The organism is Pleomorphomonas diazotrophica (genome assembly GCF_002844595.1).
Taxonomy (GTDB): Bacteria; Pseudomonadota; Alphaproteobacteria; order Rhizobiales; family Pleomorphomonadaceae; genus Pleomorphomonas; species Pleomorphomonas diazotrophica.
Window position 1 is genome coordinate 45,585 of sequence record NZ_PJNW01000004.1, and the last position, 25,026, is coordinate 70,610.

The 25,026-nt window shown below is 65.9% G+C and carries 28 protein-coding genes; 16 read left to right on the forward strand and 12 right to left on the reverse strand.

The features are described 5' to 3' along the window. The first annotated feature begins 56 nt into the window (after positions 1-56). From CXZ10_RS07565 to CXZ10_RS07575, 3 genes are all read left to right on the forward strand, one after another. A complete protein-coding gene (locus tag CXZ10_RS07565; protein WP_101288548.1) occupies positions 57-503 on the forward strand; it encodes an ester cyclase in 447 nt (148 codons plus the stop codon). A 94-nt stretch (positions 504-597) separates the two neighbouring features. Then, entirely contained in the window at positions 598-1,362 is a 765-nt protein-coding gene (gene tam / locus CXZ10_RS07570) for a trans-aconitate 2-methyltransferase (RefSeq protein ID WP_101288549.1), read from the forward strand. A gap of 3 nt (positions 1,363-1,365) precedes the next feature. After that, positions 1,366-1,650 carry a hypothetical protein gene (locus CXZ10_RS07575; protein ID WP_101288550.1) on the forward strand — a complete coding sequence of 95 codons (285 nt, stop codon included), beginning with the start codon at positions 1,366-1,368 and terminating at the stop codon, positions 1,648-1,650. A 19-nt stretch (positions 1,651-1,669) separates the two neighbouring features. Here CXZ10_RS07575 and CXZ10_RS07580 read toward each other — a convergent pair whose 3' ends face one another. From CXZ10_RS07580 to CXZ10_RS07605, 6 genes are read right to left on the reverse strand one after another with little or no spacing between them, the layout of a single operon-like run. After that, entirely contained in the window at positions 1,670-2,140 is a 471-nt protein-coding gene (locus CXZ10_RS07580; protein ID WP_101288551.1) for a c-type cytochrome, read from the reverse strand. Then, complete coding sequence (locus CXZ10_RS07585) at positions 2,137-2,577, reverse strand: c-type cytochrome (RefSeq protein WP_101288552.1); 441 nt, start codon at positions 2,575-2,577, stop codon at positions 2,137-2,139. The genes CXZ10_RS07580 and CXZ10_RS07585 overlap by 4 nt, the downstream gene beginning before the upstream one ends. Further along, positions 2,574-3,107 (reverse strand): methylamine dehydrogenase light chain, encoded by a 534-nt coding sequence (locus CXZ10_RS07590; protein ID WP_210199874.1) that lies wholly within the window; start codon positions 3,105-3,107, stop codon positions 2,574-2,576. The genes CXZ10_RS07585 and CXZ10_RS07590 overlap by 4 nt, the downstream gene beginning before the upstream one ends. Before the next feature lie 17 nt (positions 3,108-3,124). Continuing rightward, complete coding sequence (mauD, locus tag CXZ10_RS07595; protein ID WP_101288553.1) at positions 3,125-3,721, reverse strand: methylamine dehydrogenase accessory protein MauD; 597 nt, start codon at positions 3,719-3,721, stop codon at positions 3,125-3,127. A 16-nt stretch (positions 3,722-3,737) separates the two neighbouring features. Then, positions 3,738-4,271 (reverse strand): MauE/DoxX family redox-associated membrane protein, encoded by a 534-nt coding sequence (locus CXZ10_RS07600; protein ID WP_101288554.1) that lies wholly within the window; start codon positions 4,269-4,271, stop codon positions 3,738-3,740. Then, a complete protein-coding gene (locus CXZ10_RS07605; RefSeq protein ID WP_101288555.1) occupies positions 4,268-5,407 on the reverse strand; it encodes an amine dehydrogenase large subunit in 1,140 nt (379 codons plus the stop codon). Before CXZ10_RS07605 ends, CXZ10_RS07600 begins: the two co-directional genes overlap by 4 nt. Before the next feature lie 149 nt (positions 5,408-5,556). Here CXZ10_RS07605 and CXZ10_RS21895 point away from each other — a divergent pair, with 149 nt between their 5' ends. The 3 genes from CXZ10_RS21895 (at position 5,557) to CXZ10_RS07620 (ending at position 8,651) form a co-directional block, all read left to right on the forward strand. Further along, positions 5,557-6,513 carry a helix-turn-helix domain-containing protein gene (locus CXZ10_RS21895; protein WP_101288556.1) on the forward strand — a complete coding sequence of 319 codons (957 nt, stop codon included), beginning with the start codon at positions 5,557-5,559 and terminating at the stop codon, positions 6,511-6,513. A gap of 264 nt (positions 6,514-6,777) precedes the next feature. Next, positions 6,778-7,467, forward strand: a complete 690-nt coding sequence (locus CXZ10_RS07615; protein ID WP_180335909.1) for an SDR family NAD(P)-dependent oxidoreductase — start codon at positions 6,778-6,780, stop codon at positions 7,465-7,467. Between the two features lie 101 nt (positions 7,468-7,568). Beyond that, entirely contained in the window at positions 7,569-8,651 is a 1,083-nt protein-coding gene (locus CXZ10_RS07620) for a DUF2336 domain-containing protein (RefSeq protein ID WP_143741494.1), read from the forward strand. Between the two features lie 91 nt (positions 8,652-8,742). Here the strand turns inward: CXZ10_RS07620 and CXZ10_RS07625 are convergent, their stop codons facing one another. Beyond that, a complete protein-coding gene (locus CXZ10_RS07625) occupies positions 8,743-9,813 on the reverse strand; it encodes a D-TA family PLP-dependent enzyme (protein ID WP_101288559.1) in 1,071 nt (356 codons plus the stop codon). Positions 9,814-10,009: 196 nt separating this feature from the next. Between CXZ10_RS07625 and CXZ10_RS07630 the strand changes: the two genes are divergently transcribed. The 9 genes from CXZ10_RS07630 to CXZ10_RS07670 all read left to right on the forward strand — a co-directional run bounded on the left by CXZ10_RS07630 (position 10,010) and on the right by CXZ10_RS07670 (position 17,078). Further along, complete coding sequence (locus CXZ10_RS07630; protein ID WP_101288560.1) at positions 10,010-10,855, forward strand: transporter substrate-binding protein; 846 nt, start codon at positions 10,010-10,012, stop codon at positions 10,853-10,855. Positions 10,856-10,912: 57 nt separating this feature from the next. Further along, positions 10,913-11,575, forward strand: coding sequence for an amino acid ABC transporter permease (locus CXZ10_RS07635; protein WP_101288561.1), 663 nt, complete (start codon positions 10,913-10,915; stop codon positions 11,573-11,575). Between the two features lie 4 nt (positions 11,576-11,579). Beyond that, positions 11,580-12,239, forward strand: a complete 660-nt coding sequence (locus tag CXZ10_RS07640) for an amino acid ABC transporter permease (protein WP_101288562.1) — start codon at positions 11,580-11,582, stop codon at positions 12,237-12,239. A 12-nt stretch (positions 12,240-12,251) separates the two neighbouring features. Continuing rightward, positions 12,252-13,022, forward strand: a complete 771-nt coding sequence (locus CXZ10_RS07645; protein ID WP_101288563.1) for an amino acid ABC transporter ATP-binding protein — start codon at positions 12,252-12,254, stop codon at positions 13,020-13,022. A 17-nt stretch (positions 13,023-13,039) separates the two neighbouring features. After that, positions 13,040-13,429: a RidA family protein gene (locus CXZ10_RS07650; RefSeq protein WP_101288564.1), complete on the forward strand. Its 390-nt coding sequence runs from the start codon at positions 13,040-13,042 to the stop codon at positions 13,427-13,429. A 39-nt stretch (positions 13,430-13,468) separates the two neighbouring features. Further along, positions 13,469-14,269, forward strand: coding sequence for an IclR family transcriptional regulator (locus CXZ10_RS07655; RefSeq protein WP_101288565.1), 801 nt, complete (start codon positions 13,469-13,471; stop codon positions 14,267-14,269). Positions 14,270-14,467: 198 nt separating this feature from the next. Beyond that, on the forward strand, positions 14,468-14,794 hold the full coding sequence (locus tag CXZ10_RS07660; RefSeq protein ID WP_101288566.1) for a putative quinol monooxygenase: 327 nt from the start codon (positions 14,468-14,470) through the stop codon (positions 14,792-14,794). A 214-nt stretch (positions 14,795-15,008) separates the two neighbouring features. Then, complete coding sequence (locus tag CXZ10_RS07665) at positions 15,009-16,484, forward strand: methyl-accepting chemotaxis protein (protein ID WP_101288567.1); 1,476 nt, start codon at positions 15,009-15,011, stop codon at positions 16,482-16,484. Between the two features lie 249 nt (positions 16,485-16,733). Next, positions 16,734-17,078: a BrnA antitoxin family protein gene (locus CXZ10_RS07670; RefSeq protein ID WP_101288568.1), complete on the forward strand. Its 345-nt coding sequence runs from the start codon at positions 16,734-16,736 to the stop codon at positions 17,076-17,078. A 107-nt stretch (positions 17,079-17,185) separates the two neighbouring features. On the opposite strand, the gene CXZ10_RS07675 is transcribed toward CXZ10_RS07670, so the two are convergent. The 5 genes from CXZ10_RS07675 to CXZ10_RS07695 all read right to left on the reverse strand — a co-directional run bounded on the left by CXZ10_RS07675 (position 17,186) and on the right by CXZ10_RS07695 (position 23,528). After that, complete coding sequence (locus tag CXZ10_RS07675) at positions 17,186-19,186, reverse strand: beta-galactosidase trimerization domain-containing protein (protein WP_101288569.1); 2,001 nt, start codon at positions 19,184-19,186, stop codon at positions 17,186-17,188. Between the two features lie 11 nt (positions 19,187-19,197). After that, positions 19,198-20,337 (reverse strand): ABC transporter ATP-binding protein, encoded by a 1,140-nt coding sequence (locus tag CXZ10_RS07680; RefSeq protein ID WP_101288570.1) that lies wholly within the window; start codon positions 20,335-20,337, stop codon positions 19,198-19,200. A gap of 9 nt (positions 20,338-20,346) precedes the next feature. After that, entirely contained in the window at positions 20,347-21,168 is an 822-nt protein-coding gene (locus tag CXZ10_RS07685; protein WP_180335910.1) for a carbohydrate ABC transporter permease, read from the reverse strand. 11 nt (positions 21,169-21,179) lie between these two features. Beyond that, the gene (locus CXZ10_RS07690) at positions 21,180-22,103 is read right to left on the reverse strand and encodes a carbohydrate ABC transporter permease (protein WP_210199876.1); all 924 of its coding nucleotides are present in this window, start codon (positions 22,101-22,103) and stop codon (positions 21,180-21,182) included. 132 nt (positions 22,104-22,235) lie between these two features. Next, positions 22,236-23,528, reverse strand: coding sequence for an ABC transporter substrate-binding protein (locus CXZ10_RS07695; protein ID WP_101288572.1), 1,293 nt, complete (start codon positions 23,526-23,528; stop codon positions 22,236-22,238). 285 nt (positions 23,529-23,813) lie between these two features. Between CXZ10_RS07695 and CXZ10_RS07700 the strand changes: the two genes are divergently transcribed. Beyond that, on the forward strand, positions 23,814-24,827 hold the full coding sequence (locus CXZ10_RS07700) for a LacI family DNA-binding transcriptional regulator (RefSeq protein ID WP_101288573.1): 1,014 nt from the start codon (positions 23,814-23,816) through the stop codon (positions 24,825-24,827). Positions 24,828-25,026: the final 199 nt, after the last annotated feature.

Below are 25,026 nucleotides of genomic sequence, written 5' to 3' on the forward strand. Positions count from 1 at the left end.
CGTGACAGCGCGTTCGTCGACGATCTCCCTGGCCCCACTCCAAAAAGGAACATTCAATGCCTGCCAAACTATCGCGCGAAGAACTGGTCACCCGCGTCATTGCAGCCGGCGAAGCCGAAATCCGCGGTGCCTCGCCCGAGGAGATAGCGAGCTATTTCGATCCGGCGAGGTTTCGCTTTCACGGTCCGGATGGCTTTGAAAGTGACTACGGGGGGCTCCAGGATTATTTCGCCGCGCTTCGGGCGGCGTTCGATGATCTCTCGATCCGTCGAGGAATTGTCATTGTCGAGGGCAATGAGGTGGCCTGTCAGACCTGGATCGAGGGTCGCTTCGTCCGAGAGTTTGCAATGTCTCCCATCGGTCCAGTCCAGCCGAATAACGAGACGGTCACGTGGGACATGATCAACATATTCCGCGTCGATGACGAGGGCCGCCTGATCGAGGAGTTTGTGCGCACCGACAACCGCAGCCTGCTTCGGCAACTCGGCGCGGAAGGGCGATAGTGGCGGCAGCGGCCAACATGTTGCCTCACATGGCTTGGTCGGTGGCGGCTTTTGGTCTAGTGCTTGCTCCGACCCCAGCGAGGAGACCGCTCCCATGGCCGACTGGTCGCCCGACACCTACCTGAAGTTCGAGGACGAACGGACGCGGCCGGCCCGCGATCTCGTCAATGCGGTGCCGCTCGCCAATCCGGCCTTCGTGGTGGACATCGGCTGCGGGCCGGGCAACTCCACCGAACTCCTGGTGGAGTGCTTTCCGGCAGCGCGGCACCTGGGAATCGACACGTCGCCGGCCATGCTCGACAAGGCGCGGGCGCGGCTGCCGGACGTGGAGTTCCGCCTGGCCGACGCCGCCGGCTTCAGGCCGGACACGCCGCCTGACCTGATGTTCGCCAACGCCGTGTTCCAGTGGCTGCCGGGTCATATCGATCTGTTCGTCCGGCTGTTGGGCCAGCTCTCGCCCGGCGGCGTACTCGCCGTACAGATGCCCGACAATGTCGCCGAGCCCTCGCATGCCCTGATGGCCGAGGTGGCCGCCGCAGGGCGCTGGGCCGACAAGCTGAGGAACGCGGCACGGGCGCCGCTGCCACCGGTTCGCGCCTATTACGAGGCGTTGAAGCCGCACTGCCGCCGGCTCGACATCTGGCACAGCATCTACAACCACCCGCTCACCGATGCGGCGGCGGTGGTGGAATGGGTGCGCTCCACCGGCCTCAAGCCCTTCCTCGATCCACTCGATGAGGCTGAGGTGGCCGACTTCCTTGCCGCCTACACCGAGAGAGTGGCCGAGGCCTATCCGCCGCTCAAGGGCGGCGGCGTGCTCCTGAGATTTCCGAGACTGTTCATCGTTGCGACGAGGTAGACCATGGCCGACACCGTTACCCTCACCATCAGCCGCGACGAGGCCATCGTGCTGCACGAGTGGCTGGCCCGCGTCGTCGACGACGAGAATGCCGAGGGCATCGAGGAGACGCTGGAGGACGACGCCGAGGTCTGGGCGCTCGACGCCGTGCTGATCCTGCTGGAGCAGGCGCTCGACGAGCCGCTCAGCGAGAATTTCGAGAAGATCCTGAAGGGCGCCCGCAAGCGTCTCAAGGATGCCAACGGCCCCTGGCCGTGGGATGCCGGCGGCGAAGAACAGGCGCCGTAAGCGCCTGTTGCGGCGCGCCTCAGGGCCAGGGATAGCCGGCCGTGGCGATCCCCTGCTCGGCGAGCGAGGCGGCGAGTTCGCGGCGCAGGGCGACGACATCCTTGACCGGAACGGCGCGCAGCCGGTCGACCTCCGCCTTGTCGAAGGGGCGGTAGTCCTCGGGCAGCGACGGGCCGCCGAAGGTCGTCATCACATAGTTCATGACCTCGGCGATCTCGGCGTTGCTGAGACCCCCGTTCACCACGCCGGGCACGTGCATCACATAGGTTCGGCCCGCTTCATCGCGGCTGAACGCCCCGACGTAGTTGCGGAAATCGGGGATGCCGCCCTTTTCGCTGCCTGCCCCGTCCATGCCGTGGCAACCGACGCAGCGCAGGATGAAGTTGGTTCGCGGCTGGCGGTGCGGCGTTTCCGCGATGGCGACGCTGCCGGCTATGAGACCGGCGACCAGCGCGACGCCCACGAGGACCGGGGCAGAACCGGAAGTCATGGTGTCCCTCCCTTGCGCAGGGCGATCAGCGCCTTGTGGCCGAGCGGCGCGGCCCGGGCGGCAGAGATCAAGTCGGGCGTGACCGAGAGCTTGGTGCCGGCGAGATCCTGGAGCACGTGGTTGGCGGCGGCCAGCAGCTCCTCGTCGGTGAGATGCGCCTGGCTCGGCATGGCCAGGCCATAGTAGCCCTGACCGCCGGCGGTGATGGTGCCGGTGAGGCCGCCGATCATGACGTTGGCGACGTAATCCGGAGCCTTGTCGCCGAGCCGCTGCCAGAGAGCGGGGTCGACCAGCGGCGGCGCCAGACCGGGCGTTCCGGTTCCGCCCGATTGATGGCAGGCGGCGCAGACGCTTTCGAATACCGCCGTTCCGTCGGCGGCCGAGGCGGGAACGGCCGCCGCGAAAAACGCGGCGGCAAGACACATGCTGCGGATCATTCGGCCAGTCCCACCAGCACGGCGACGGTGCAATGATAGCCCACCGACGCATTGGCCATGCACCAGTTGATGTCGTTGTGCAGGCCCATGCGGTAGCCGGGGCGCTCACCCTGGTTGGTGTTGCAGAAGGGCGCGTTGTCGCATTCGCTGCGGCCGCAGCAGTCGTTGTAGGACACCAGATAGTCCTTGCCGTCGACCGGGTTCTTGCAGGTGCCGACCCAGGACACCTTGGAGGCCTCCGACCCCGGCGGACATTGCGTCAGCGTGCCGCCGCAGGAGTTGCAGAGGTTTCCGTCGAGGGCGCAATAGCGCCAGTACTCGCAGGAAAACTCGTCCGACTCCGCCGCGTTGGCCGGCAGTACGCCGAAGGTCCGGTCGAAGGGGAGGACCGGCAGCAGGGCGCCGCCGACGATCACGGCACCCGTCCGGGCAAGGAAGGAACGGCGGCCGGTGCTGAGCGCCATGCGGCGGGCGCTGCCCTCGGCCATCTTGTCCATCCAGCCGGTCAGTTTGTCGATGAGGTTGAACACGTCAGGCTCCTTTCGGTTCATCCGCGAAGGGCGGCGGGCTGGTCGAGGTAGGACTGGATCGACGACACGCCGAGCTCATGGGCGTTGAACAGACTTTCCAGCTGTTCGCGGCTGTTGATCAGGCCCTTGGAGCGGATCACGCCGTCGGGGCCGATCAGCACGGCGAACGGCAGGCGGGAGACGCGATAGGCGAGGCCGAGCTCGGTGGAGTTGACGAAGGCGAAGTCCTTGAGATCGGCGCTGGCGATGAAGCGGCGCAGCTTGGCTTCCTCACTGTCGGAGGCCAGCACCACGTCGATCGCCGTTTCCGACTGGCGCACCGATTTCAGCATCGGCAGCAGCTTCTTGCAGATCGGGCAGGTCGACGACAGGAAGAAGACCAGCGTGGCCTTGCCCTGGCGCGGGCCGATGGACACCTGACCGCCGTTGAGGCTCGGCAGCTGGAACAATGGCGAGGCCTGGCCGACCTGCGGGCCGGAGTCGTTGACCAGCGCGCCCATGGGGGCGATGCGCTCGAACAGGACGCCGACCTGGCGAGCGAGGGCGAAGAGCGCGACGATCAGGGCGACGACCACCACCCAGAGAAGCGCGACGGCGAAGATGAGAGCGTTCATGCGGTTCGTGTCCTTATCAGTGCCGGGTCTTGAGGTGGGAGGCGTTGGCGATCATCTGCTCGACCAGCAGGAAGCCGATGAACAGCGTGGCGCCGCCGGCGATTACCGTGAAGGCTTCCGCCGCGCCGAGGCCGTTGCCGGGGGCGACGAGGCCGAGAAGCGCCATCGCCATGAGTGCGCCGTTGCGCATGAGGGTCGCCCCGTTGATCGGCTGAACCGGTCCGCCGCAGCCGCATTCGACGTAACTGCGGCCACGCCGGATGTTGATCGCCATGGCGCCGGCGTAGACCGCCAGCAGGGCGGCCCCGATGAGAAGCCCGAATGGGCGGGTCATCGGTGCGACGAGGGCGGCGACAATGGTGGTTTCGAGAAGCGCCAGCGCCACCGCGATCGACTTCGACCAGGCGCGGGGCGCCAGCTGGTAGTCCTCGACGAAGCCGGAGAAGGCCGTGAGGTCGAACAGCTTGTGCAGGCTGGCGCGGGCGTAGAGGATCGCCGTGAAGGCGGTGGCCACGCCGGCCACGAGGGAGGGCCAGGAGCTTTCCATCATTCCACCAGATCGAGCGTGAGGGGGAAGCCGGTGAGGGCGGTCTCGCCGGCCGACTTCAGGGCATAGCCGGCCGCCGGATCGGTCTCGAAGCGAAAGAGCTTGCCCACCTCGGTCGAACCGAACACCAGTGGCGTGTCGGACTTCGACGCCACCAGGGAGGCGACGTCCTCCACCTTGGAGCGGGACAGGACCTTCTTGGCCTTGAGATCGTAGGCCCAGATTTCCTTTGCCACGAACTTGTGGCTGCCGTCCTTGGCATCCGGATGCATCTGGATGAACAAGACGCCGGCCTTGGGGGCGATGCTCATCAGCTGGTAGCCGCCCGGCGCCCAGCCGCCCTCCACGCCGGCGGTCAGCTCGGTCGTCTCGAGCTTGGCGACCGTCTTGCCGCTCGGGTCGAGCTTGTAGAGCACGCCCTTGTAGGACACGAAGTAGAGGGCGCCGTCGTAGCTTTCGTCCTCGATGAAGATGGGGTCGGCGTCGGGATCGAAGATCGGCGCCGAGGCTTCCGCCGAGGCGGTCTTGCCATCGGCGGACACCGTCACGGTCGAGAAGGTGCCGTCGCCGCAGATGGTGGCAAAGCCGCTCTTGCCCGGCAGCGGATAGATCCCCCAGCAACCCGGCGTCGGGACTTCCTGCAAGGTGGCGCCGGTGGCCGCGTCGGCGACCGTCACCGACGAGGCGGGCGTCGCGTTCTGGACGAAGATCAGCTTGCCGTCGGTCGACAGGCGCAGCAGGGCCGAGTAGCCGAGGGCCATGGCCGCTTTGGGCGGCAGGATGGCTTCGCCCTTCACCGTGAGCTTGTCGATGTCGAAGGTTTGCAGAACCTGCTCGTTCGGGCCGTAGACGATGCGCTTCAGAAAGGACGACTGCGCCCAGGCCGTCTTGCCGTCGGGTGCCACCAGCATCTGCCCCATGGCCCCCGTCGACATCAGGCCCTTCAGTTTGAGACTGTCCTGGGCGAAGACGGCGATCGAGCCGGCTCCCTTCCATTCCTCCTGGTAGACGAAGACGTTCGGGCCGGGATCAATCGCCTCCTTCACCGACACCTGTTCCGGCGTGAAGGCGTCTTCGGCGAGGGCGGCCGGCGCGGCGACGAGGAATGCGCCAAAAGCGACATGCGTCAGTTTCAACACGGCAGGTCTCCATAGTGGGTTTACCTGACCGTAAAACTGACTAGGCCGCCCACGCTATCCAGTTTCAAAACGCCAAATGCCTAGAAAATGGCCATGCCTTAGGAGCGTTCACATGTCAGTTTAGCCGATGTCCTTTCGCGGAGGGCAACATGGCAGGCGGGCGCCACGAACTCATTCAGCGGCAGTTTTCCGACGGCTCCGAACAGGAAGCGGCGCTGGATGGCTGGACGCAACGCTATGCGCAGATGGGCCCCGGGGCCTATCATGGAGAGGTGCGCCGACTGAGCCTCGGCGGCGTCAAGGTGACGCGCGAAACCATCAATGTCGCGGTGGAGCAGCGCACCTCGCCGCCCGTCGGTCGCTCCGTCTTCCTCCAGTCGCTCAGGCAGACGGCGGCATGGCGGATGAACGCGGAGGCGATCACGCCGGAGAGCTCCTGCTTTCTAGCCGGCGGCGAGGAGTTTCACGCCGCCATGCCGGCCGGCTGCGACGTGGTTTTCGTGGAGTATGACGATCCGCACCAGCAGGCAGAGGGGGCCGGCGTCTGGCCCGTCAGCCCGGTTTCGACGGGCCTGGAGACCTATGCCATCGCCAGCTGGCTGCTGTCGCTCTTGATGGCCTTTCCCGAGGCGGGTGCCGGCATGAGCGAAATGGCATCTTTCCTGCCGGCCATGATCACCGATCGACTGTCCTACCTACGCGGCCTGAAGCGCGGGCCGCGACAACACGCCTCGCCCTCGCAGACGGACTGGGCGGTCTTCCGCCTGGTTCGCGATCACTTCGACGGCGCGGGGCGCGACCCGCTGTCGGTCGCCGAGGTCTGCCGCCAGATCGACCTGCCCGAGCAGGTCGTGCGTCAGGCCTTCATCAACACCGTGGGGCGAGGTCCCGGAAGCTGGATGCGCGACCAGCGGCTCAACGGGGCCCGGCGCGACCTCCTCAATCGCGACAACAGGGCTTCGGTGTCCGAAATCGCCGTGCGCTGGGGCTTCTGGCACCTCGGTCGCTTCTCGCACTACTACGCCGACCTGTTCGGCGAGCTGCCGTCGCAAACCGGGATGCGTGCCGGTTCCGATCGTCCCCGGCGACCAGACATCCATATCTAGGTCGACCCGAAACCTCAGGTGGCGAACGACCGTTGCCGGAAAACCTCAGCCTCCGGTTCATTCGCTACAGTAATGTTCCGATAAGTCTTTCCACTCATGCGCGGTTGCCCTCGGGTCGCCATGATGCCGGCCGTCCGCCTCGGCCGTCTTGCCGGGTGGCGGGCCATGCCGGGCGCCGTCCGGCTTTGTCGTCGCGCGTGTCCCAGGCTCCACGATGGGCTGGAACATGCGCTTGCCGATCTGGTTGGGTGCGTGGAGGGCGTCATGACACCGACGGTTCTGATCACAGGCGCCGGCCGCGGCATCGGCCTCGAACTCGTCCGGGTCTATCACGAGCGTGGCGCGCGCGTTCTCGCCGTCCACCGCCCCGGTCTGGTCGTGCCGGAGGCGCTGTTGGCGATGCAGGCGGCGCACCCGGATCGCATGCGGCTGATCCCCCTCGATGTCCGGGCGACCAGCGTCGTCGTCAACCTGGCGGCGCGGCTCTCGGAGCGGATCGACATCCTGATCAACACCACGGGCATGCTGATGGGCACCGGCTATGCGCCGGGCGGCAACATGGTGGGCGGCGGCATCCGCTCCACCCTGCAGGTCAACGCCACCGGGCCGTTGTTCGTGGCGCAGGCGGCGCTGTCCAACATGACACGCGGCGGCAAGATCGCCACCATCCTGCCGATCGGCGACGTGCACAGCCTCGACCTCCTCGACAACGATGCCCGGCAGGCGGCCAAGGCGGCGGTGGTGAGGGTGATGCAGTCGCTCGCATCGGACATCAAGCCGGCCGGCGTGGCGGTGGCGCTGATCCATCCGGGCGCGGTCGGCCCGACTGAGGATGGTGGCGTGGCGCCGCTCAGCCTCACTGACAGCGCCCATGGCATCGCCAAGGTGATCGACGAACTGACGCTCGAAACCTCCGGCCGCTTCTTCCGCTTCGACGGCTCGGCCGAGCGCTGAGCCGCCCTCGGCACTTCGGTAAAATTCTACGCATTTCGTGAAAGCGATATCCATTTGTGGAGGCTAACTTAGCGGTTACGCTTTCTGTGGGTGGTGCCGGAATGCTCGAAACGAATCTGGTCGACTTCAAGAGTCTTGCGCTCGATCCTTCGCCCGATCGCAAGAATGAGTTGCTCAAGGGTGTGTCCTCGCTGTTCGCCTTCACGTCCGAACGCTGCACGCTCGAGCAGATCGAAATCTATGACGACGTCATCACCCGCCTGTCCGAGATGGTGGAGACCGAGGCGCGCATCTTTGCCGCCGAGAAGATCGCCCCCTTGCGGCGTGCGCCCGAGCGGGCCGTCCGCAAGTTCGCCAGGGATGACGAGGCTGCCGTCGCCTCGCCGGTGCTGAAGCAGTCGCCGGTGCTCAACGACCATGACCTTGTGGCCATCGCCGAGGAGAAGGGCCCCGATCACCTCAAGGCCATCGCCCAGCGGTCGGTGCTGAGCGAGCGGGTCGTCGATATCGTGGTGAGCCGCGGCGACGTCGAAGTTCGCCGCCTCGTCGCCGGCAACTATGGCGCCCGCCTCAGTGAAATCGCGCTCGCCTGCATCGTGCAGCAGGCGCTCAGCGACTCGCGCACCGCCGAAATCCTGGGTCGCCGCCCCGATACGCCGGACGCCATCATCTCGCAGGTGATCGGCAAGGCGGTCGATCAGGTGCGCTCGACGGTGATGGGCGAGGCCAGCGACGACCTCGAAGCCAATCTCGCCGAAGCGGCCCGCCTAGCCGAGGCGCGGCTCTCCAACTCCTACTGGCTCGGCCTCTATGACTTCGAGTCGGCATGGGAGCGCATCTGCCAGCAGGGCGGACGCCGGATCGTCTCCGAGGAGCTGCTCTGCCAGTATGCCGTCGAGGACCGTTTCGCCGACGTGGTGGCCGCCTTTGCGCTGCTCACCGACCTCGACATCGAGGAGGCCAAGCACTGGCTGGTGCGGGTCGATACCGAACCCTTCGTGGTGATGGCGCGGGCGCTCGGCCTTCGCTTCGCCACCGTGCAGGAAATGCTGAAGTGCGGCCCGTGGAAGCACCGGCTCGACAACTGGCAGCGCAACGACGCGCTCACCCAGTTCCAGCAGATCGATCCGCGCGTCGCCCGTGCCCGCGTCACCGCCTCGCGCGGCCTGCGCAGCATCGGCTGAACCCTCGGCGCCACCGAGACGCGACAAACGAATACGGCGGCCCACCGGATGTCCGGCTGGGCCGCCGATGCTTTTCAGCCCTCGGTTTTTCTCACCTGATGCGGCCGCGCGCGGCGACCGGCACCTTGCGCGGCGCCGGCTGGCCGGCTTCGATCAGGTAGACCTCGTCCACCATGTTGGTCACCACGCAGGCGTGGTTGGGGACGATGCGCAGGCGGTCGCCGACCTTGAGGCCGATCGGCCCAGTGCTGACGAGGCGGCCGTGCTCTTCCGACAGCTGGTCGATGGCGAGATCGTCGCGGCCGAGCACGTGACCGTAGCCGGTGAGCCCCAGGAGATCCGAGGTGAGCGCCTTCGAGCCGGCGTCGATGATGGCGCGGTTGGCGGCGGGCACCGAGACCACCGTCGCGAGCACGGTGAGGGCGCAGTCGTCCCAGCCGCAGGCGCCGCGCATCACCAGCGAGCGGTCGTTGTAGACATAGGTGCCGGGGCGATATTCGGTGACGACGGGCGCCTCGGCCGCATGCATCATGGTCGGCGTGCCGCCTGACGTGATCACCGGTACGGTGAGACCCTCCGCCTCGATCAGCGCCTTGGCCTTGCTCATGAAATCTTGCACAGCCGCTTCGCCGCCGGCCGGCGGATAGGTCATCAGGCCGCCGAAGGCAAGGCCGGGCGCCACGGCGATCCGTCGGGCCAGCGCCGCAGCATCCTCCGGCGAGGCGACGCCGCAGCGGTTGGCGCCGGTGTCGCATTCGACGAGCACCCGGAGCGGTGACGCCTCGCCCGCGAAGGTCCGGGAGAGGCCGTCCACCACATCGGCGCTGTCGGCCACCACCGAGAGGCGCACCTTCCGGGCCAGCGCCGCGAGGCGGGCGAGCTTTTCGGCGCCGACGATGTTGTAGGTGATCAGCACGTCGGTGATGGCGGAGCTTCCCGCCACCATCGCCTCCGCCTCGGACACCTTCTGGCAAGTGATGCCGATGGCGCCGGCGGCGATCTGCATGTCGGCGATCAGCGGCAGCTTGTGGGTCTTGATATGCGGCCGGACCTTGAAGCCGTTCGCGTCGGCATAGGCCTGGAAGCGCCGGATGTTGGCGCGGACGAGATCGAGATCGACCACCACGCTCGGCGTGTCGAGGCTGTCGGCAAAGGTTTCCATCTGAAGCATTCCGATCTGCGGCGTGAATGACCGTCAGGATCCCGGCAATGTTCGGACCCGTCGGGCCATTGCGAGTTCTCCCAATGCGCTCTTGACAATCTATGGACCCTGTATCTCAATACGTCAATCCAATAACACGGACTCATGTCCGATATATTGGACAATCTGATGCGTGATCAGCAATACGGGGAACAGAATGAACGCCACCTTCCGCGCCGGCGGCATGTTTGCCGCATCGGTCTTCCTTCTCCTGTCGACGTCCGCCTATTCGCAGGCTGCCAGCAAGCTCGATGACGTGCTCGCCCGCGGCCACCTCGTGCTCGGCACCGGCAGCACCAACGCGCCCTGGCATTTCAAGAGCGCCGACGACAAGCTGCAGGGCTTCGACGTCGACATGGGCCGCATCATCGCCAAGGCTCTGTTCGGCGATCCCGACAAGATCGAGTATGTGATCCAGTCGTCCGACGCCCGCATTCCCAACATCACCACCGACAAGGTGGACATCACCTGCCAGTTCATGACGGTGACCGGCGAGCGCGCCCAGCAGGTGGCCTTCACCATTCCCTATTATCGCGAGGGCGTCGGCCTGATGCTGAAGGGCGATGGCCAGTATGCCGACTATGCCGCGCTGAAGGCGGCGGGGTCGTCGGTGACGGTGTCGGTGCTGCAGAACGTCTATGCCGAGGACATGGTGCACGCCGCCCTGCCGGAGGCCAAGGTCGACCAGTATGACTCGGTCGATCTCATCTATCAGGCGCTGGAATCGGGCCGCTCCGACGCGGTGGCCACCGACCAGTCGTCGCTCGCCTGGTACATGGCGCAGAACCCCGGCCGCTACAAGGATGCCGGCTACGGCTGGAACCCGCAAACCTATGCCTGCGGCGTCAAGCGCGGCGATCCGGACTGGCTGAACTTCGTCAACACGGCGCTGCACGAGGCGATGACCGGCGTGGAGTTCGATTTCTACGCCAAGTCGTTCAAGACCTGGTTCGGCAAGGACCTGCCGCCGCCGGCGATCGGCTTTCCGGTTGAGTTCAAGTAGTTCTGGTGGAGCGGAGGGGGAACCTCCGCTCTCCTCCTTTGCATGCAGCGAGGCACCATGGGCTATACGCTGAACTTCGCCGTGGTCTGGCGCAACTTCGACCGGCTGCTGGAGGGGCTGGCGCTCAGCCTCGGCCTTGCCGTCATATCGATCCTGATCGGCGCGGCGATCGGCCTTGCCGTCGCCTTCGCCCTGATTTCCAAATACCGTGCCGCCTCCTGGCCGGCGACGGCCTATGTGACGCTGATCCGCAACCTGCCCATCCTGGTCCTGGTGCTGTTCGCCTATTTCGCGCTGCCGCAGATGGGCGTGAGGCTCGACAAGGTCGAGAGCTTCGTCGCGGTGCTGGCGATCTACTCGGGCGCCTATCTCGCGGAGGTGTTCCGGGCCGGGCTTCTCTCCATCCCCAAGGGCCTCACCGAGGCCGGGCTGGCGATCGGCCTGACGCCGATACAGATCCGCACCACCATCATCGCGCCGTTGATGCTGCGCAACGTGCTGCCGTCGATGTCCTCGACCATCATCTCGCTGTTCAAGGACACCTCGCTTGCCGCCGCCATCGCCGTGCCGGAGCTGACCTTCCAGGCGCGCAAGATCAACGTCGAGAGCTTCCGGGTGATCGAGACGTGGATCGTCGCCTCGGCGCTCTATGTCGCCACCTGTGCCCTGATCGCCGCGCTGATGCGGCGCATCGAGCGGCGCCTGGCCCTGCCGAGGTGACGCCATGACCCCATCCTTCCTCGACCAGTTGTGGCTCGCCCGCAATGTCATCCTCTCCGGTCTCGGCCTCACGGTATCGATCTCGCTTCTCGCCATCCTCGCGGGGTCGGTGCTGGGCGTGCTGGTGGGCCTGTCGCTCACCTATGGCAACCGCCTGATACGCCCGATCTTCCGCGTCTACACCGACATCATCCGCGGCACGCCGGTGCTGGTCCTGGTGCTGGCGAGCTACTACGTCTCCTCGGCCGTCGGGGTGAACCTCGATCCCTTCTCGGCCGGCGTGCTGGCGCTCGCGGTCTTCTGCTCGTCGCATGTCGGCGAGATCGTGCGCGGCGGCCTTCAGGCGATCCCCAAGGGGCAGACCGAGGCGGCCAAGGCGATCGGCCTCACCTTCGGACAGACCTTCGCCTATGTGCTGTGGCCGCAGGCGCTGCGCCAGTTCCTGCCGGCCTGGGTGAACACCGCCGCCGAGATGGTGAAGGCGTCGACGCTGCTGTCGGTGATCGGCGTTGCCGAGCTGCTGCTGCGCACCCAGGAGATCATCTCCCGCAACTTCATGAGCCTCCAGTTCTACTTCTTTGCCGGAGCGCTCTATTTCGTCGTCAACTATGGCATCGAGCGCTTCGGCAAATACGTCGAGCGCAAGACCGCCGTCCCATCCTGAGGATTTCGATCCATGTCCAAGACCATTCTCGAAATCGAGGGATTGCGGAAGACCTACGGCTCCCTGGAGGTGCTGAAGGGCATCGACTGCGCCGTCCACGAAGGCGAGGTGATCGCCATCATCGGCTCGTCCGGCTCGGGCAAGACCACGCTTCTGCGCTGCATCAACATGCTGGAGGACTTCGAGGGCGGCACCATCCGTCTCGACGGTGAGGAGATCGGCTACCACGCCGAGGGCTCGATGCGCCGGCGCAAGAGCGAGAAGGATATCGCCCGGCAGCGGGCGCTGACCGGCATGGCTTTCCAGCAGTTCAACCTCTTCCCGCACATGACGGCGGAAGCCAACGTCATGCTCGGCCTTCTCAAGGTGAAGCGCCTGCCGAAGGACGAGGCCCGCGCCATCGCGCTGAAGTGGCTCGACCGCGTCGGCCTCGGCGACCGGGCCGGCCACTTTCCCGGCCAGCTGTCGGGCGGCCAGCAGCAGCGCGTCGCCATCGCCCGCGCGATCGCCATGAACCCGCGCCTGATGCTGTTCGACGAGGTGACCTCGGCGCTCGACCCGGAACTGGTCGGCGAAGTGCTGCAGGTGATCAAGGGCCTCGCCGCCGACGGCATGACCATGCTGCTGGTCACCCATGAGATGCGCTTTGCCTATGAGGTGGCGTCAAGGGTGATCTTCATGAACCAGGGCGTCATCGGCGAGGACGGCAACCCCCGGGAGATGTTCGTCGCGCCCAAGACGGAGCGGCTCGCGGACTTCCTCAAGACCTCCAGTTTCAACTGAAAAAAGAGAGTGATGTGATGACCATCAAGCGTTACGGCACCGGCGGAACCGGTGCGGGCGGACAGCCGCTTCCCTTCGCCCGCGCCGTCGAGGCCGACGGCTGGCTCTACGTGTCCGGACAGGTGGCGATGGAGGGCGGCGAGATCGTCAAGGGGGGCATCGTCGCCGAGAGCCGCAAGGCGATCGATAACCTGATCGCCATCCTGAAGGAGGCCGGCTACGGGCTCGACGACGTGGTGCGCGTCGGCGTGTGGCTCGACGACCCGCGCGACTTCTGGAGCTTCAACGGCGTCTACGCCGAGTATTTCGGGGCCAATCCGCCGGCCCGCGCTTGCGTGCAGTCGAGGATGATGGTCGACTGCAAGGTGGAGGTCGAGTGCGTCGCCTATCGCGCCGACCGCAAGTGAAGGCTACAGGAGGCCGGGCCGTCCGGTACGAGAGGGAAGATGCCAGACACTGTCGAAGACATGACGTCAAGGCGAGCGCGCGGGCTTGATCGTGCCTTCGACATCCTCGAGTTCCTGCGCGTCCGGCGCCAGCCGATGCGCCCCAACGAGATCGCCTCGGAGATCGGCGCGCCGCGCTCGTCGGTCTACGAGCTCGTCAACCTGCTGCTCCGGCACGGCATGCTCGACTATCAGGGCGGCGACGGCCGCGTTTTCCTGGGGCGGCGGCTCTATTTCCTCGGCGCGGCCTATGCCGAGCAGTTCGACTTCATGCGCGAATGCGACCGGGCGCTGGCCCATCTCGCCGAGGAAACGCGCGAGACGGCGCAGATGTGCCTTCTCGAAGGCAACAAGTATACCGTCGCCATGATGCGCGAGAGCGCGCGGCCCTTCCGCATCTCCTCGAGCATCGGCGAACTGGTGCCCATTCCCTGGACGGCGTCCGGCCGGCTGCTGGTCTCCCATCTCTCCGACCAGGAGATCGTCGACCTGATCCCGGCCGACGACTTCGTCATGCCGGACGGCCGGCGCCTCGACCCGGCCGCCTTCATCGCCGAGGCGCGGCAGGCCGGACGCGACGGCTATTTCACCTTCAACAGCCAGGTCGACACCTACACCCACTGCTTCGCCGCCCCCATCCATCAGGCCGACGGCGCCTGCATCGCCACGCTCTGCCTCGTGGCGCCCAAGGAAGACGGGCTGCGCAACCGCGACGCCTATATCGACGCGCTGGTGCGCGCCTGCCGGGAGATTTCCGAGCGGCTGGGCGCCTATCCCGACCGGCGGCAGGACGCCCGCTAGAGCTTCTCCGTGAAATCAGCTCAGCCGGGAAAGCTCCCTCTCCCTGTCAAGGCGCCGTTCCGGGCGCAAAACCGGTTGCTACGGTGTGGTGATTCCGGCCGAAGACAACTACCTGACAGGTAATAGACTTGGCGCGGTTCTGATTGGTAATTCTCGGGCACATCTTGGCATCAACGAGTGTATCTGGAGGATACGAGAGTGCCCGTCACCTACTGCGTAAAGTTCGACGTTGTACCCGAGCGGCGAGAGGAGTTCCTCGAGCTGTTGACCGGCGTCCTCGATGCCATGCGCGCCGAGCCGATGTTCCATGAGGCCATACTGCACGAGGATCCAGGTTCGCCGTTCCGGTTTATGCTCTACGAAACCTGGCAGAGCCATGAGGACGTGCTTGAAGTCCAGCTGGCTCGCCCTTACCGGAGAGAGTGGCACGCCTCGCTGAAGCGCATCCTCGCCCGCGAACGAGACATCACGATGTGGACTCCGATCCGAAGGGATGGAGTCGGGTCAAATCAGGCCAGTGCCTGAGGCCCGCGTGCTTTACCAATCCTTTCCACCATCGCGGGAAATGCCCGTCAAGGCGAACTCAAGTAACGACGAAATAATTAGTGTCAACGTGGTTACTACGTGAATCTCCGATTAACCTACTCCCTGTAGTCTTGGTCCCAGTGAAAAGTCGAACCGAAGAAATTCCGATGAGAATATGTCATCGGAATTGAATGGTGAGTAGGGGTACAACTAAATGGGGCTGTTTTCCTCTCAATCTGACGCCGTTCTTGCTGCGCTCGGCCGCTCCCAGGCCGTGATCGAATTCGAGCCGGATGGGAAGGTCATCACGGCCAACGCCAACTTCCTGAAGGTTCTCGGCTACGAGCTCTCCGAGATCGTCGGCAAGCATCACTCGCTGTTCGTGGATCCGGCAGAGGTCAAATCGGAGGCCTACGCCAAGTTTTGGCGGGACCTCGCGTCCGGGCAGTATCAGTCGGCCGAGTTCAAGCGCATCGGCAAGGGCGGCCGCGAGGTCTGGATCCAGGCCACCTACAACCCGGTTCTGAACCGGTCGGGCAAGGTGGTGCGCGTCGTCAAGTTCGCCACCGACGTCACCGCCCGCAAGCTGGAGGGCGCCGACGTCCGCGGCCAGATCGCCGCCATCAACCGCGCGCAGGCGGTGATCTCCTTCAACCCGGACGGAACGGTGATCGACGCCAACGACAACTTCCTGAAGGCCCTGGGCTATCGGCGCGAGGAAGTCGTCGGCAAGCATCATTCGATGTTCGTTGCGGCCGAAGAGCGCAACACGCATGATTACAAGGCCTTCTGGGACGACCTCAGGGCCGGCCAGTTCAAGTCCGACGAGTTCCGCCGGGTCGGCAAGGACGGCAGCGACGTCTACATCCAGGCGACCTACAACCCGATCTTCGACATGGCCGGTCGTCTCATCAAGGTGACCAAGTTCGCCACCGACATCACCCAGGCGGTCAAGCGCCGCAAGGCCCGTCAGGCGGCGCAGGCCGACATCACTCGCGAGGTCCACGAAGTCGCAGGCATGGTGGCGCGCGCCAACGAGGAGGCAGCAGGTGCCAACAGCATCGCCGGCGCCACGGCGTCCAACGTGCAGGCGGTGGCGGCGGGCACCGAGGAACTGGCGGCATCCGTCGCCGAGATCAGCCGTCAGGTGAGCGTGGCCTTGTCGGTGTCCGAAGACGCCGTGCAACAGGCGGAGACGGCCACCAAGGTGGTGTCGGGCCTCGCCACGGCCGCTCAGAAGATCGATCAGGTGGTGGAGCTGATCAACACCATCGCCGGCCAGACCAATCTCCTGGCGCTCAACGCCACCATTGAAGCCGCCCGTGCGGGCGAAGCGGGCAAGGGCTTCGCGGTCGTTGCCTCGGAGGTCAAGCAGCTCGCCGCCCAGACCTCCAGGGCGACCGACGAGATCGCGGCAGAGATCGCCGGCGTGCAGTCGATCACCACCGAGGCGGTGTCGACCATCGCCGGCATATCCTCGACCATCACCCGCATCAACGGCGTGTCGTCGTCGATCGCCACCGCCGTCGAGGAACAGGCGGCGGTGACGCAGGACATGTCGGGCAACATGCAGACGGCGGCACGAGGCGTCGAAAGCATCGCCCTCTCGCTCGGCGAGATCAGCCGTTCGGTAGGGACGATCCACACCGCCACCGAAAGCCTGCAACAAGCAGCCGTCGCCATCGCCTGACGGGCGGTGACGGCCCGACGGATTGCGACCGATAAGCAACCTCGACCATGGCAACGTCTGTTAGCTCGGAACGGTGAACGACGGGCGCCGTTCGTTTGCGTGAAGGTCGCCATGCACATGCGCTGGCCGTGCCAAGGTCTCTCAAGTTGTATTGACAAATGTATGTACGCGTCCATGCTTCGGCGCGGTGAGACGAAACCAAAAGCGCTGAAAACGTCGGCCCCTGGGTAAAGCGGGAGACCAGGAGATATGGCCAGCTCTAAACAGGTGAACATCGTGAAGGTGGGCGATGCTCTCTATGAGAGCTTGCCTGATGGAACCCTGAGGCCCCTCAAGGGTAACTCCGACTGGGCGCGCGTGGATGCCATGACGGAGGAGCAGGTCGAAGCTGCCGCGCTTTCCGAGGCGGACGGCCAGCCCCTTACCGATGAGGAGTGGGCCAAGGTGAAGCTTGTGGATCCCTTCAAGACGCCCGTGACCATCCGATTGGATTCCGACGTGGTCGAGTGGTTCAAGTCCCAGGGGCAGCGATACCAGACCCGCATGAACAGCGTCCTCAGACGCTATATGGAAGCCAACCGGAAAGCTGGGTGAGTACAAGAGCCTTGTTAAGGCCCGGTTCGGGCCCAACACCGGCTTCCGCTCTTGCTGGAACTGCTGTGAAAAGGCGGGACATCGGCCCCGCCTTTTTCTTTTGCGATTCAGGGCCGGTAGGCGACTTCGACCATGGCGACGCCTGTCACCTCGGGCACGGTGAAGGACAGGCGTCCCGCCGCTTGCGTGAAGGGGAGCGCCGGTCCGTCGGGGATGAGGCGCACCGCTTCGACGGCGCCGCCCACCTTCAGGGTGACGGCTATGTCGCGGAGCGTCACGAGGTCCTGGATCGGCTGGATGTTGCTATCCCAGAGATAGCCGCGCAGGGCTGGCGTCGCGTGCAGGAGATAGACGACGTCGCGGTTCTGCGTCGGCTGCCGGCGAACGGTCACCCGGCCGGCCCGTGGCAGGCTGGTTGTTACCAGTGTCTCGCCGCCGAGGGCGCCGATGATGAGGCGCTCCACCATTTCCAGAAGGCGCACGGCGCCGACCTCGGTGTAGATCCGGAACACCGGGTGGGCGAGATAGGTGATGCCGCCCTTGCGGCTGCCGCCGTCAAAGCCACTGGGGTCCGGCCGGCGCGGCACGTTGATGTGGCCGGAAAAATGCTTCGGCGTCCGGTCGAAATAGGGATCGTAGACGCTGCCGAGCGACTGACCATCGGTGACCTTGATGCGCTCGGAGGGGGCGTACATGAAGTTGGGCTCGTCGACACCGTCGGGGCGCCAGTCGGCTGTCGGCAGCAGGTAGTCGCCGCCCGCCATCGGCGAGGTCCCTTCCCAGGTGGCACCGGCGTCGAGGACGAAGCCCTGGCGGTTGATGCCGCTCTTGCCGGTGAGCAGCAGGCGGCCGCCGGCGGCGAGGTAGGCCTCCAGCTTGCGCTTGAGGTCGGCGCCGATCGGCACGGCGTCGGGCAGGATGATCAGACGGTAGGGCGAGAACTCGCTTTCGAGGTCGAGCACGTCGAAGGTGAGGCCCGCCTCCAGGAGAATGCGCGTCGCGCCGTCGTCGCTCGCCTGCTTCTGGCTTGGCGCCTCGATGCTGGAGGGGTCGAAGGTCGCCGCTTCCAGCGAGACGAGGCCGATCTCGGCACGGTTGACGCTTCCCTCGGCCCAGGCCTCGCACTTCTCCACCCAGTCGTAGGCGGCGCCGACGATGGCCATGGTCGAGGCGTCGACGAAGCCGGTCGGATGCAGGTGGTCGCCGATCGAACAGCGGGCGCCATGGGCCAGCATGGCCCCGCATTCGTAGACGAGCGCCTCCGGCCGCTTGTAGCCGCCGATCTCGCCCCAGGTAAAATGGAACTTGCCGGTCATGCCGAGGAAGGGAATGCCGAGGGGATCGACATAGCGGGCGCTGACGGGGAAGTGGTCGTAGCCCCAGCCGGCCGTCGGCAGCGATTCCAGTTCGAGGTGGCTGTAGTACTTGGCGATATGCTGGCGGTTGCCGCGCCGGATGTGACCGGAGTTGAAGAACAGCGGCTTGTCCGGCGCGCGGGCGCGCACCGTTTCGGTCACCCGCTGATAGAAGTGATCCAACGCCTCGGCGCCGAAACGCGTGCGATCATCGACCGACGTCCAGTCGAGACCGCGTCGCTCCATCTTGGCCTTGGCGTAGGGCGAGATCGACGGCAACTGGCTGCAGATGTCGATGAAGATGCCGTCGCCGTCGGGGTAGAGCTCCAGCACCTCGTCGATCTGGTTGCAGAGATAGTCGAGATAGGGCGAGGAGAAATCGAGATAGGCCCAGCCGGTTGGATCGTTGCGCGACTGGGGCAGGCGCCCGTCCGGTGTGACGATCCGCCAGTCGGCATAGTTGAAGGCGGCGTGCTCGTCCCAGGCGGCCGAAAGGTAGATCGGCGCGGCGATGCCCTCGGCATGCAGCGCGTCGATCTCGGCGCGCAGCAGGTCGAAGCCGAGGCCGGGGTGCATCCGGCCCACCTTGGTCGGGTGGTAGGAGAGGCCGTGATGGCATTTGGCGAAGAGCGTCACGGAATCGACGTGGGCTTCCTTGAAGGCGCGGGCGAAGCCGCGCGCGTCGAAGCGGGAGCCGATGCTCTCGATCAGGTCGGAGGTGTGGAAGTCGAGATGAACTTGGCGAAAGCGCATGATGGCTGAGGTCACTCGTGATGGACGGGGGAAGCGTCGTGCAGCGTGGCGCCGTCGGCGGCGAACACCACGAAGGCCGAGCGGTCGGCCCGGAGGCTGACGCGCTGGCCGGGGCGCTTGTCGGACTGGCTCGGAACGAGCGCGGCGAAATAGCCGTCGAGGGATTCGGAATCGGTGGTGCGAAGGGTGTGGGCGTCGGAATAGACCAGCGTTTCGCGGCCGAGCGCCTCGACCACCGCCACCTCGGCGTCGGCGAGATGGATCTCGCCGCCGTCGCCGAGCGCTTCCGGACGGATGCCCAGCGTCACCGCGTCGCCGAGGACCGGCAGCGTTTCGCCGGGCGCGAACTCCAGGTCGAGCAGCGGCCTTCCCTCGCCGAGCGAGAGACCGACCGTCCGGCCGCTGAGCCGGACGACGCGGGCGGCGATGAAGTTCATGCGCGGCGAGCCGATGAAGCCGGCCACGAAGCGCGTTGCCGGCCGGTTGTAGAGGTCGAGCGGCGAGCCGATCTGCTCGATGTTGCCGCCGTTCATCACGATGATGCGGTCGGCCATGGTCATGGCCTCGGTCTGGTCGTGGGTGACGTAGAGCATGGTGGCGCCGAGCTCGCGGTGCAGGCGGGATAGCTCGATGCGCATCTGCGAGCGCAGCGCGGCGTCGAGGTTCGAAAGCGGCTCGTCGAACAGGAACACCTCCGGCGCGCGGGTGATGGCCCGGCCGATGGCGACGCGCTGCTTCTGGCCGCCCGACAGCGCCTTCGGATACTTGCCGAGGTGGTCGGTGATGCGCAGGATCTCGGCGGCGCGCGTGACGGCGGCGTCGATCTCGCTCCGCGGCCGGCGCGCCACCTTGAGGGCGAAGCCCATGTTCTGGGCTACCGTCATGTGCGGGTAGAGCGCGTAGTTCTGGAACACCATGGCGACGCCGCGGTCGGACGGTTCGGCGGCGGTGATGTCGTGGCCGGCAATGCTGACCGAGCCCGAGGAAATCTCCTCGAGGCCGGCGATGGAGCGCAGCAGCGTCGACTTGCCGCAGCCCGACGGTCCGACCATGACGACGAACTCGCCCCGCTGGGCGGCAAAGGACACGCCCGAGAGCACGGTGAGCTGGCCGTAGCGCTTGACGACGTCGCGGACTTCAAGATGGGACATGGCGAACCTCTACTTGCCGAGGCCGGCGAGGCTGCGCACGAAATGGCGCTGGGCCAGCAGGAAGATGACGATGAGGGGTAGGGTGGCGATGGAAAGGCCGGCCATCAGGGCGGGCCAGTCGGCGCTGTATTGCCCGGTCAGCCCGTAGATGCCGACGGGAAGCGTCCGCACGTCGGACTTGGTGAGCATCAGGAGGGCGAGGATGAACTCGTTCCAGTTGAAGACGGCCTGGAAGATGGCGCCGCTGGCGATCGCCGGCCCGGAGAGCGGCAGCACGATGCGGAAGAACACCTCGAGGCGACCGCAGCCGTCGAGCCGCGCCGCCTCCTCGAGCTCGCGCGGAAACTCCAGGAAGAAGGCGTAGAACAGCATGGTCGTGAAGGGGATGCCGTAGGCCGCGTAGGGCAGGGCGATGGCAAGGCGCGAGTTGAGGAGGCCGGCGCCGGAGACCAGTTGGTAGAGCGGCACCATCACGCTTTGCAGCGGCACGGCGAAACCGGCGACGATGGCGACATAGACCCAGCGCATCACCGGCCGGTCGGAGCGGGCTAGAATGTAGGCGGCGAGGCTGGAGGCGAAGATGATGATCGTCACCGACAGCGCGGTGACCAGGAGCGAGTTGAAGAGGAAGCCGCTTATGCCGATGCCCCAGGCGCGTTCGAAGGCGGCGAAGCTGAACTGTTTGGGCAGGGCGAGCGGGCGGGTGAACAGCTCGGCCTGGCTCTTGAAGGCGGAGATGACCATCACGAAGACGGGCAAGAGCACGAACAGCGTCCACAACGAGACGACGGCGTGCAGGCCGATGGCGACGGTGCGGGAGCGAAGCGTCATGGCCATTCCCCTCAAGCCCGGCGCGACAGGCGGACCTGCAGCCAGCCGAGCAGCACGGCGGTGACCAGCAGGACGACGGCCATGGCGTTGGCGTAGCCCATGTTTCCGAAGGCGAAGGCCTGGGTATAGGTGTAGGTGCCCAGGACCTGCGTGGCGTTGGCCGGGCCGCCGCCGGTGGTGACGAAGACGAGGTCGAACACCTTGAAGCCGCCGATCACGGTGATCAGCGTCGCCAGCACCAGCACGTTTCGGATGCCGGGAAGCGTGATGTACCAGAAGGCCTTGAGGCCGCGCGCGCCGTCGAGCGAGGCCGCCTCGTAGTGCTCTCTCGGGATGGCCTGCAGGCCGGCGAGGATCAGCATCATCTGGAAGCCGACGTTCTGCCAGGCGGCGATGAGCAGCAGCATCCACAGCGAGATCGAGGGATCGCCCAGCCAGCCGAGCCGCGGCGTCGGCAGGCCCAGCGCCTTCACCACGGCATTGAGCGGGCCGACGTTGGGATCGAGGATCAGCATCCAGACGAAGGCGACGGCGATCGACGAGATCACCACCGGCATGAAGATGATGGTGCGGTAGACGACATTGCCGCGCCTTATGCCCCGGTCGAGGATGGCGGCGAGGATGGCGCCGCCGCCGACCTGGGAGATCACCGATCCCACGACGATGAAGACGTTGTTGGAGATGGCGAGCCAGAACAGCGGGTCGGTGACCGCCCGCCGGTAGTTGTCGCCGCCCACGTAGGTCCAGTTGGCGGACGTCATCGAGAAGTCGAAGAAGGAGCCGATCACGGCGACGACGGCCGGGATCAGGATGAAGACGCCGATCAGGATGAGGGCGGGCGCCATCATCGCCGTCGCGGTGAGGGAGCCGGCGGTGAGCGCCGGCCGTCTGGCGCTGGACGTGCCGGTGATGGTGGGTGTCGGTGGCAAGGGCATGCTGTTCCCTGGCGGCCGTCGCCGCCGAAGGGCGGCCGGCCAACGAGGATGGAAGGCGGTCGGGACGACGGTTTGCATCATGTCGTCCCGACCGAGTGGCGCCAGTCCCCGGGGGGGGGAAGGGAGGGCGCCTTACTGCTTGGCCTGGGCGGCCAGCGCCGCCTCGCGCACCTTGCCGACGGCCGCCTCCGGCGTCAGCGTGCGGTTCAGCACCTCGACGGTGGCGTTCATGTAGGCGTCGGCGACGGTGGACTCGAGCAGCGCATCGAGCACGTTGACGCCTTGCTTCAGCGTGCCGACGTCGCGGGCGATGTCCTTGAAGCTCTGGGGCACGCCCTCGGCCTTGTCGATCAGCTTGGCGTTGGACGGCAGGAACTGCACCTTCTCGGCGAACTTCAGCCCCTGCTCGTCGGAGACCAGGAAGCTCAGCCATTCCACCGCCTCCTTGGGATGGGCGGTCTTGGCGGAGACCTGATAGCCCTCGGGCACCAGGAAGTTGGCGTCGGCGCTGCCCTTGCCGCCCTCCATCACGGGCAGGCGGAAGAAGCCGTAGTCGGTGAAGCCCGCCGCGTCGAGGCCCGAGGTACACCAGGTGCCGCAGTATTCCATGGGCGACGCCTTGGTGGCGAACATCGAGTCGGCGATGGCATATTCGGTGGCGTTCGGCGCATCCTCGAAGCAGCCGGCGTCCTGGAGGTCGACGAGGGCCTGGAAGGCCTTGGCATAGCCCGGATCGGTGTAGAGCTGGTCGGCCGGCCGCGACAGGTCGTAGTCGGCGGCGGTGCCTTCGACGCCCATGGCGCGCTCGTTGAGCATGGTCATCCAGTGGATGGCCTTCCAGCGCGTCTTGTTGCCGAGCGGCATGGGGATGGTGTCGGGATTGATCCCACGGACCGCCTTGCAGAGGGCGCCGAGCTCGCCGAGCGTCTTGGGGATCTCGAGCTTGTGTTCGGCGAAATAGGCCTTGTCGTAGAAGACGTATTTCGAGACGGCGTCCATGGCGACGCCGTAGAGGCGGCCGTCATAGCGGAAGGCGTCGAGCCAGCCCTCGGGCAGCACCTTGGCGAAGCCGCCGGGCGCGTTGCCGAAGTCGGTGATGTCGAGCGCCAGCTTGTCCTTGATGAGTTGCTTGGCGCGATCGCCCGACCAGTTGAAGAACACATCCGGCCCGTCGGAGCCGACGAGCGCCACCTTCAGGGCCGTCTTGTAGGGATCGCCCGGAAAGATCTGGTGTTCGATGGTGACGTTCGGATGGGTCGCCTTGAAGCTCTCGGCGGCCTCGGCGATGAACTCCTTGTAGCCGTTGTTGTCGAGCGTCCACATCTTGATGACGATGTCTTCGGCGCGCGCCGGAACGGCAAGCAGCGCGGCGCCGAGGATGGCGCCGGCGACAAGGCGCATCTCTCCATTCAACCGGAGTTGCATGATAATCTCCCTGACCCTCTAGACCGAAACGACGAACGAACTCCGTCTTGATGCGGAAACCCTGGTGGGTCTTGGTATCGAACCGTTTCGATTGGATCGTATAATCGTCCTTTTGGCTTGACAAGCATCGAACTATCATCGAACAGCGATATGTCGGCCGGTCATTTCTATGCCAGGGTACCGGGAGAACCGTCGTATCGTCATTTCACCGCGCATCCGCATGGATGGAGGCGTGGTGCATAAAAACGGTTCGATGACCGGCATGCCCCGGAAAGGACAAGCGAGTTGGCGACGATCAGAGATGTGGCCCGTCACGCCGGCGTTTCCATTTCCACCGTGTCGCTGGCCCTCAACGGCACCGGGCCGGTCAGCGAGGAAACGCGCGCTCGCATCGACGCGGCGGTGGCGGCCGTGCGCTACACCCCGAACCTGATGGCGCAGAACCTGAAGCGCGGGCAGTCCAAGCTGGTGGGCATGGTGCTGGGCGACGCCGCCAACCCGTTCTTTGGCCGGCTGTTCGGTACCATCGACAAGCAGATCTCCGGCCACGAGCACATGCTGATCGTCGCCAACCTCGCCTCCGATCCGGACCGCGAGCTGCGCACGCTGACCCTCCTGAAGCGGCACCGGGTGGCGGGCATCATCATGACGCCGCTCCGCAACGACCCCGAGTTCGCCGCCTATCTCAACGAGATCGACGTTCCCGTGGTGCTGGTCGACCAGGACGTCGACGGCACCGCCCTCGACTTCGTCACCTCCGACCACCACCGCGGCACGGAGATGCTGACCGAATATCTCGCGCGGCTCGGCCACCGCCGCATTGCCTATGTCGGGGGACAGCGAAGCATGTGGGTGGCAAGGCGCCGCCTGGAGGGCTTCCGCGCTGCCATGGCCAAGGCGGACATCCCGGTGGAGCCGGAGTTCGAGGTCGTGGCCGACTACAGCGCCGATCTCGCCTATGACAACGTCATCCGCCTGATGTCGGCGCCCCGGCGGCCGACCGCCATCCTGGCGGCCAACAACTACATGGCGATCGGTGCGCTGCAGGCGGTCACCGACCTCGGCTTCCGCTGCCCCGACGACGTGTCCATCGCCGGCATCGACGTGGTGGCCTGGAGCAGCATCGTCATGCCCCGGATCACCACGGTGGAGCAGCCGATCGAGGACCTCGCCCGCGTCGCCTCGCTGTGGATGATGGAACACGTCCGGGGCGAGGCGGTGAGGGGAGGGCCGCGGCGCTGCCACATCGCCGAGCCCAGGCTGGTCATCGGCCATTCCTGCGCGCCGCCACCGAAGTGACGCCGCCCGGCGGTTTGATTTCCGTACCCTGATCCACCCACCGGTTGCCAGGACGATCCGGCCGCCGCGACACGCGATTTGTTGTTTCTGAAAATGTCACGAAGGTTACATTTGACCCTGAAATAACCACCGGCGAACGGGGACGAGGCCCGGTTCTGGTCGAGAAATTGTTCGTCAGGGTGGTAAAATGTCAAAAAAC

Excerpts from the sequence above, each read along its gene's own strand:
- CXZ10_RS07655 (WP_101288565.1), top strand. The coding sequence starts at position 13,469 with ATGCCAGACACTGTCGAAGACATGACGTCAAGGCGAGCGCGCGGGCTT.
- CXZ10_RS07565 (WP_101288548.1), top strand. The coding sequence starts at position 57 with ATGCCTGCCAAACTATCGCGCGAAGAACTGGTCACCCGCGTCATTGCA.
- CXZ10_RS07575 (WP_101288550.1), top strand. The coding sequence starts at position 1,366 with ATGGCCGACACCGTTACCCTCACCATCAGCCGCGACGAGGCCATCGTG.
- CXZ10_RS07615 (WP_180335909.1), top strand. The coding sequence starts at position 6,778 with ATGACACCGACGGTTCTGATCACAGGCGCCGGCCGCGGCATCGGCCTC.
- tam (WP_101288549.1), top strand. The coding sequence starts at position 598 with ATGGCCGACTGGTCGCCCGACACCTACCTGAAGTTCGAGGACGAACGG.
- CXZ10_RS21895 (WP_101288556.1), top strand. The coding sequence starts at position 5,557 with ATGGCAGGCGGGCGCCACGAACTCATTCAGCGGCAGTTTTCCGACGGC.
- mauD (WP_101288553.1), bottom strand. The coding sequence starts at position 3,721 with ATGAACGCTCTCATCTTCGCCGTCGCGCTTCTCTGGGTGGTGGTCGTC.
- CXZ10_RS07690 (WP_210199876.1), bottom strand. The coding sequence starts at position 22,103 with ATGCCCTTGCCACCGACACCCACCATCACCGGCACGTCCAGCGCCAGA.
- CXZ10_RS07640 (WP_101288562.1), top strand. The coding sequence starts at position 11,580 with ATGACCCCATCCTTCCTCGACCAGTTGTGGCTCGCCCGCAATGTCATC.
- CXZ10_RS07600 (WP_101288554.1), bottom strand. The coding sequence starts at position 4,271 with ATGATGGAAAGCTCCTGGCCCTCCCTCGTGGCCGGCGTGGCCACCGCC.
- CXZ10_RS07580 (WP_101288551.1), bottom strand. The coding sequence starts at position 2,140 with ATGACTTCCGGTTCTGCCCCGGTCCTCGTGGGCGTCGCGCTGGTCGCC.
- CXZ10_RS07695 (WP_101288572.1), bottom strand. The coding sequence starts at position 23,528 with ATGCAACTCCGGTTGAATGGAGAGATGCGCCTTGTCGCCGGCGCCATC.
- CXZ10_RS07685 (WP_180335910.1), bottom strand. The coding sequence starts at position 21,168 with ATGACGCTTCGCTCCCGCACCGTCGCCATCGGCCTGCACGCCGTCGTC.
- CXZ10_RS07665 (WP_101288567.1), top strand. The coding sequence starts at position 15,009 with ATGGGGCTGTTTTCCTCTCAATCTGACGCCGTTCTTGCTGCGCTCGGC.
- CXZ10_RS07675 (WP_101288569.1), bottom strand. The coding sequence starts at position 19,186 with ATGCGCTTTCGCCAAGTTCATCTCGACTTCCACACCTCCGACCTGATC.
- CXZ10_RS07625 (WP_101288559.1), bottom strand. The coding sequence starts at position 9,813 with ATGGAAACCTTTGCCGACAGCCTCGACACGCCGAGCGTGGTGGTCGAT.
- CXZ10_RS07650 (WP_101288564.1), top strand. The coding sequence starts at position 13,040 with ATGACCATCAAGCGTTACGGCACCGGCGGAACCGGTGCGGGCGGACAG.
- CXZ10_RS07635 (WP_101288561.1), top strand. The coding sequence starts at position 10,913 with ATGGGCTATACGCTGAACTTCGCCGTGGTCTGGCGCAACTTCGACCGG.
- CXZ10_RS07630 (WP_101288560.1), top strand. The coding sequence starts at position 10,010 with ATGAACGCCACCTTCCGCGCCGGCGGCATGTTTGCCGCATCGGTCTTC.
- CXZ10_RS07585 (WP_101288552.1), bottom strand. The coding sequence starts at position 2,577 with ATGATCCGCAGCATGTGTCTTGCCGCCGCGTTTTTCGCGGCGGCCGTT.
- CXZ10_RS07670 (WP_101288568.1), top strand. The coding sequence starts at position 16,734 with ATGGCCAGCTCTAAACAGGTGAACATCGTGAAGGTGGGCGATGCTCTC.
- CXZ10_RS07620 (WP_143741494.1), top strand. The coding sequence starts at position 7,569 with ATGCTCGAAACGAATCTGGTCGACTTCAAGAGTCTTGCGCTCGATCCT.
- CXZ10_RS07645 (WP_101288563.1), top strand. The coding sequence starts at position 12,252 with ATGTCCAAGACCATTCTCGAAATCGAGGGATTGCGGAAGACCTACGGC.
- CXZ10_RS07680 (WP_101288570.1), bottom strand. The coding sequence starts at position 20,337 with ATGTCCCATCTTGAAGTCCGCGACGTCGTCAAGCGCTACGGCCAGCTC.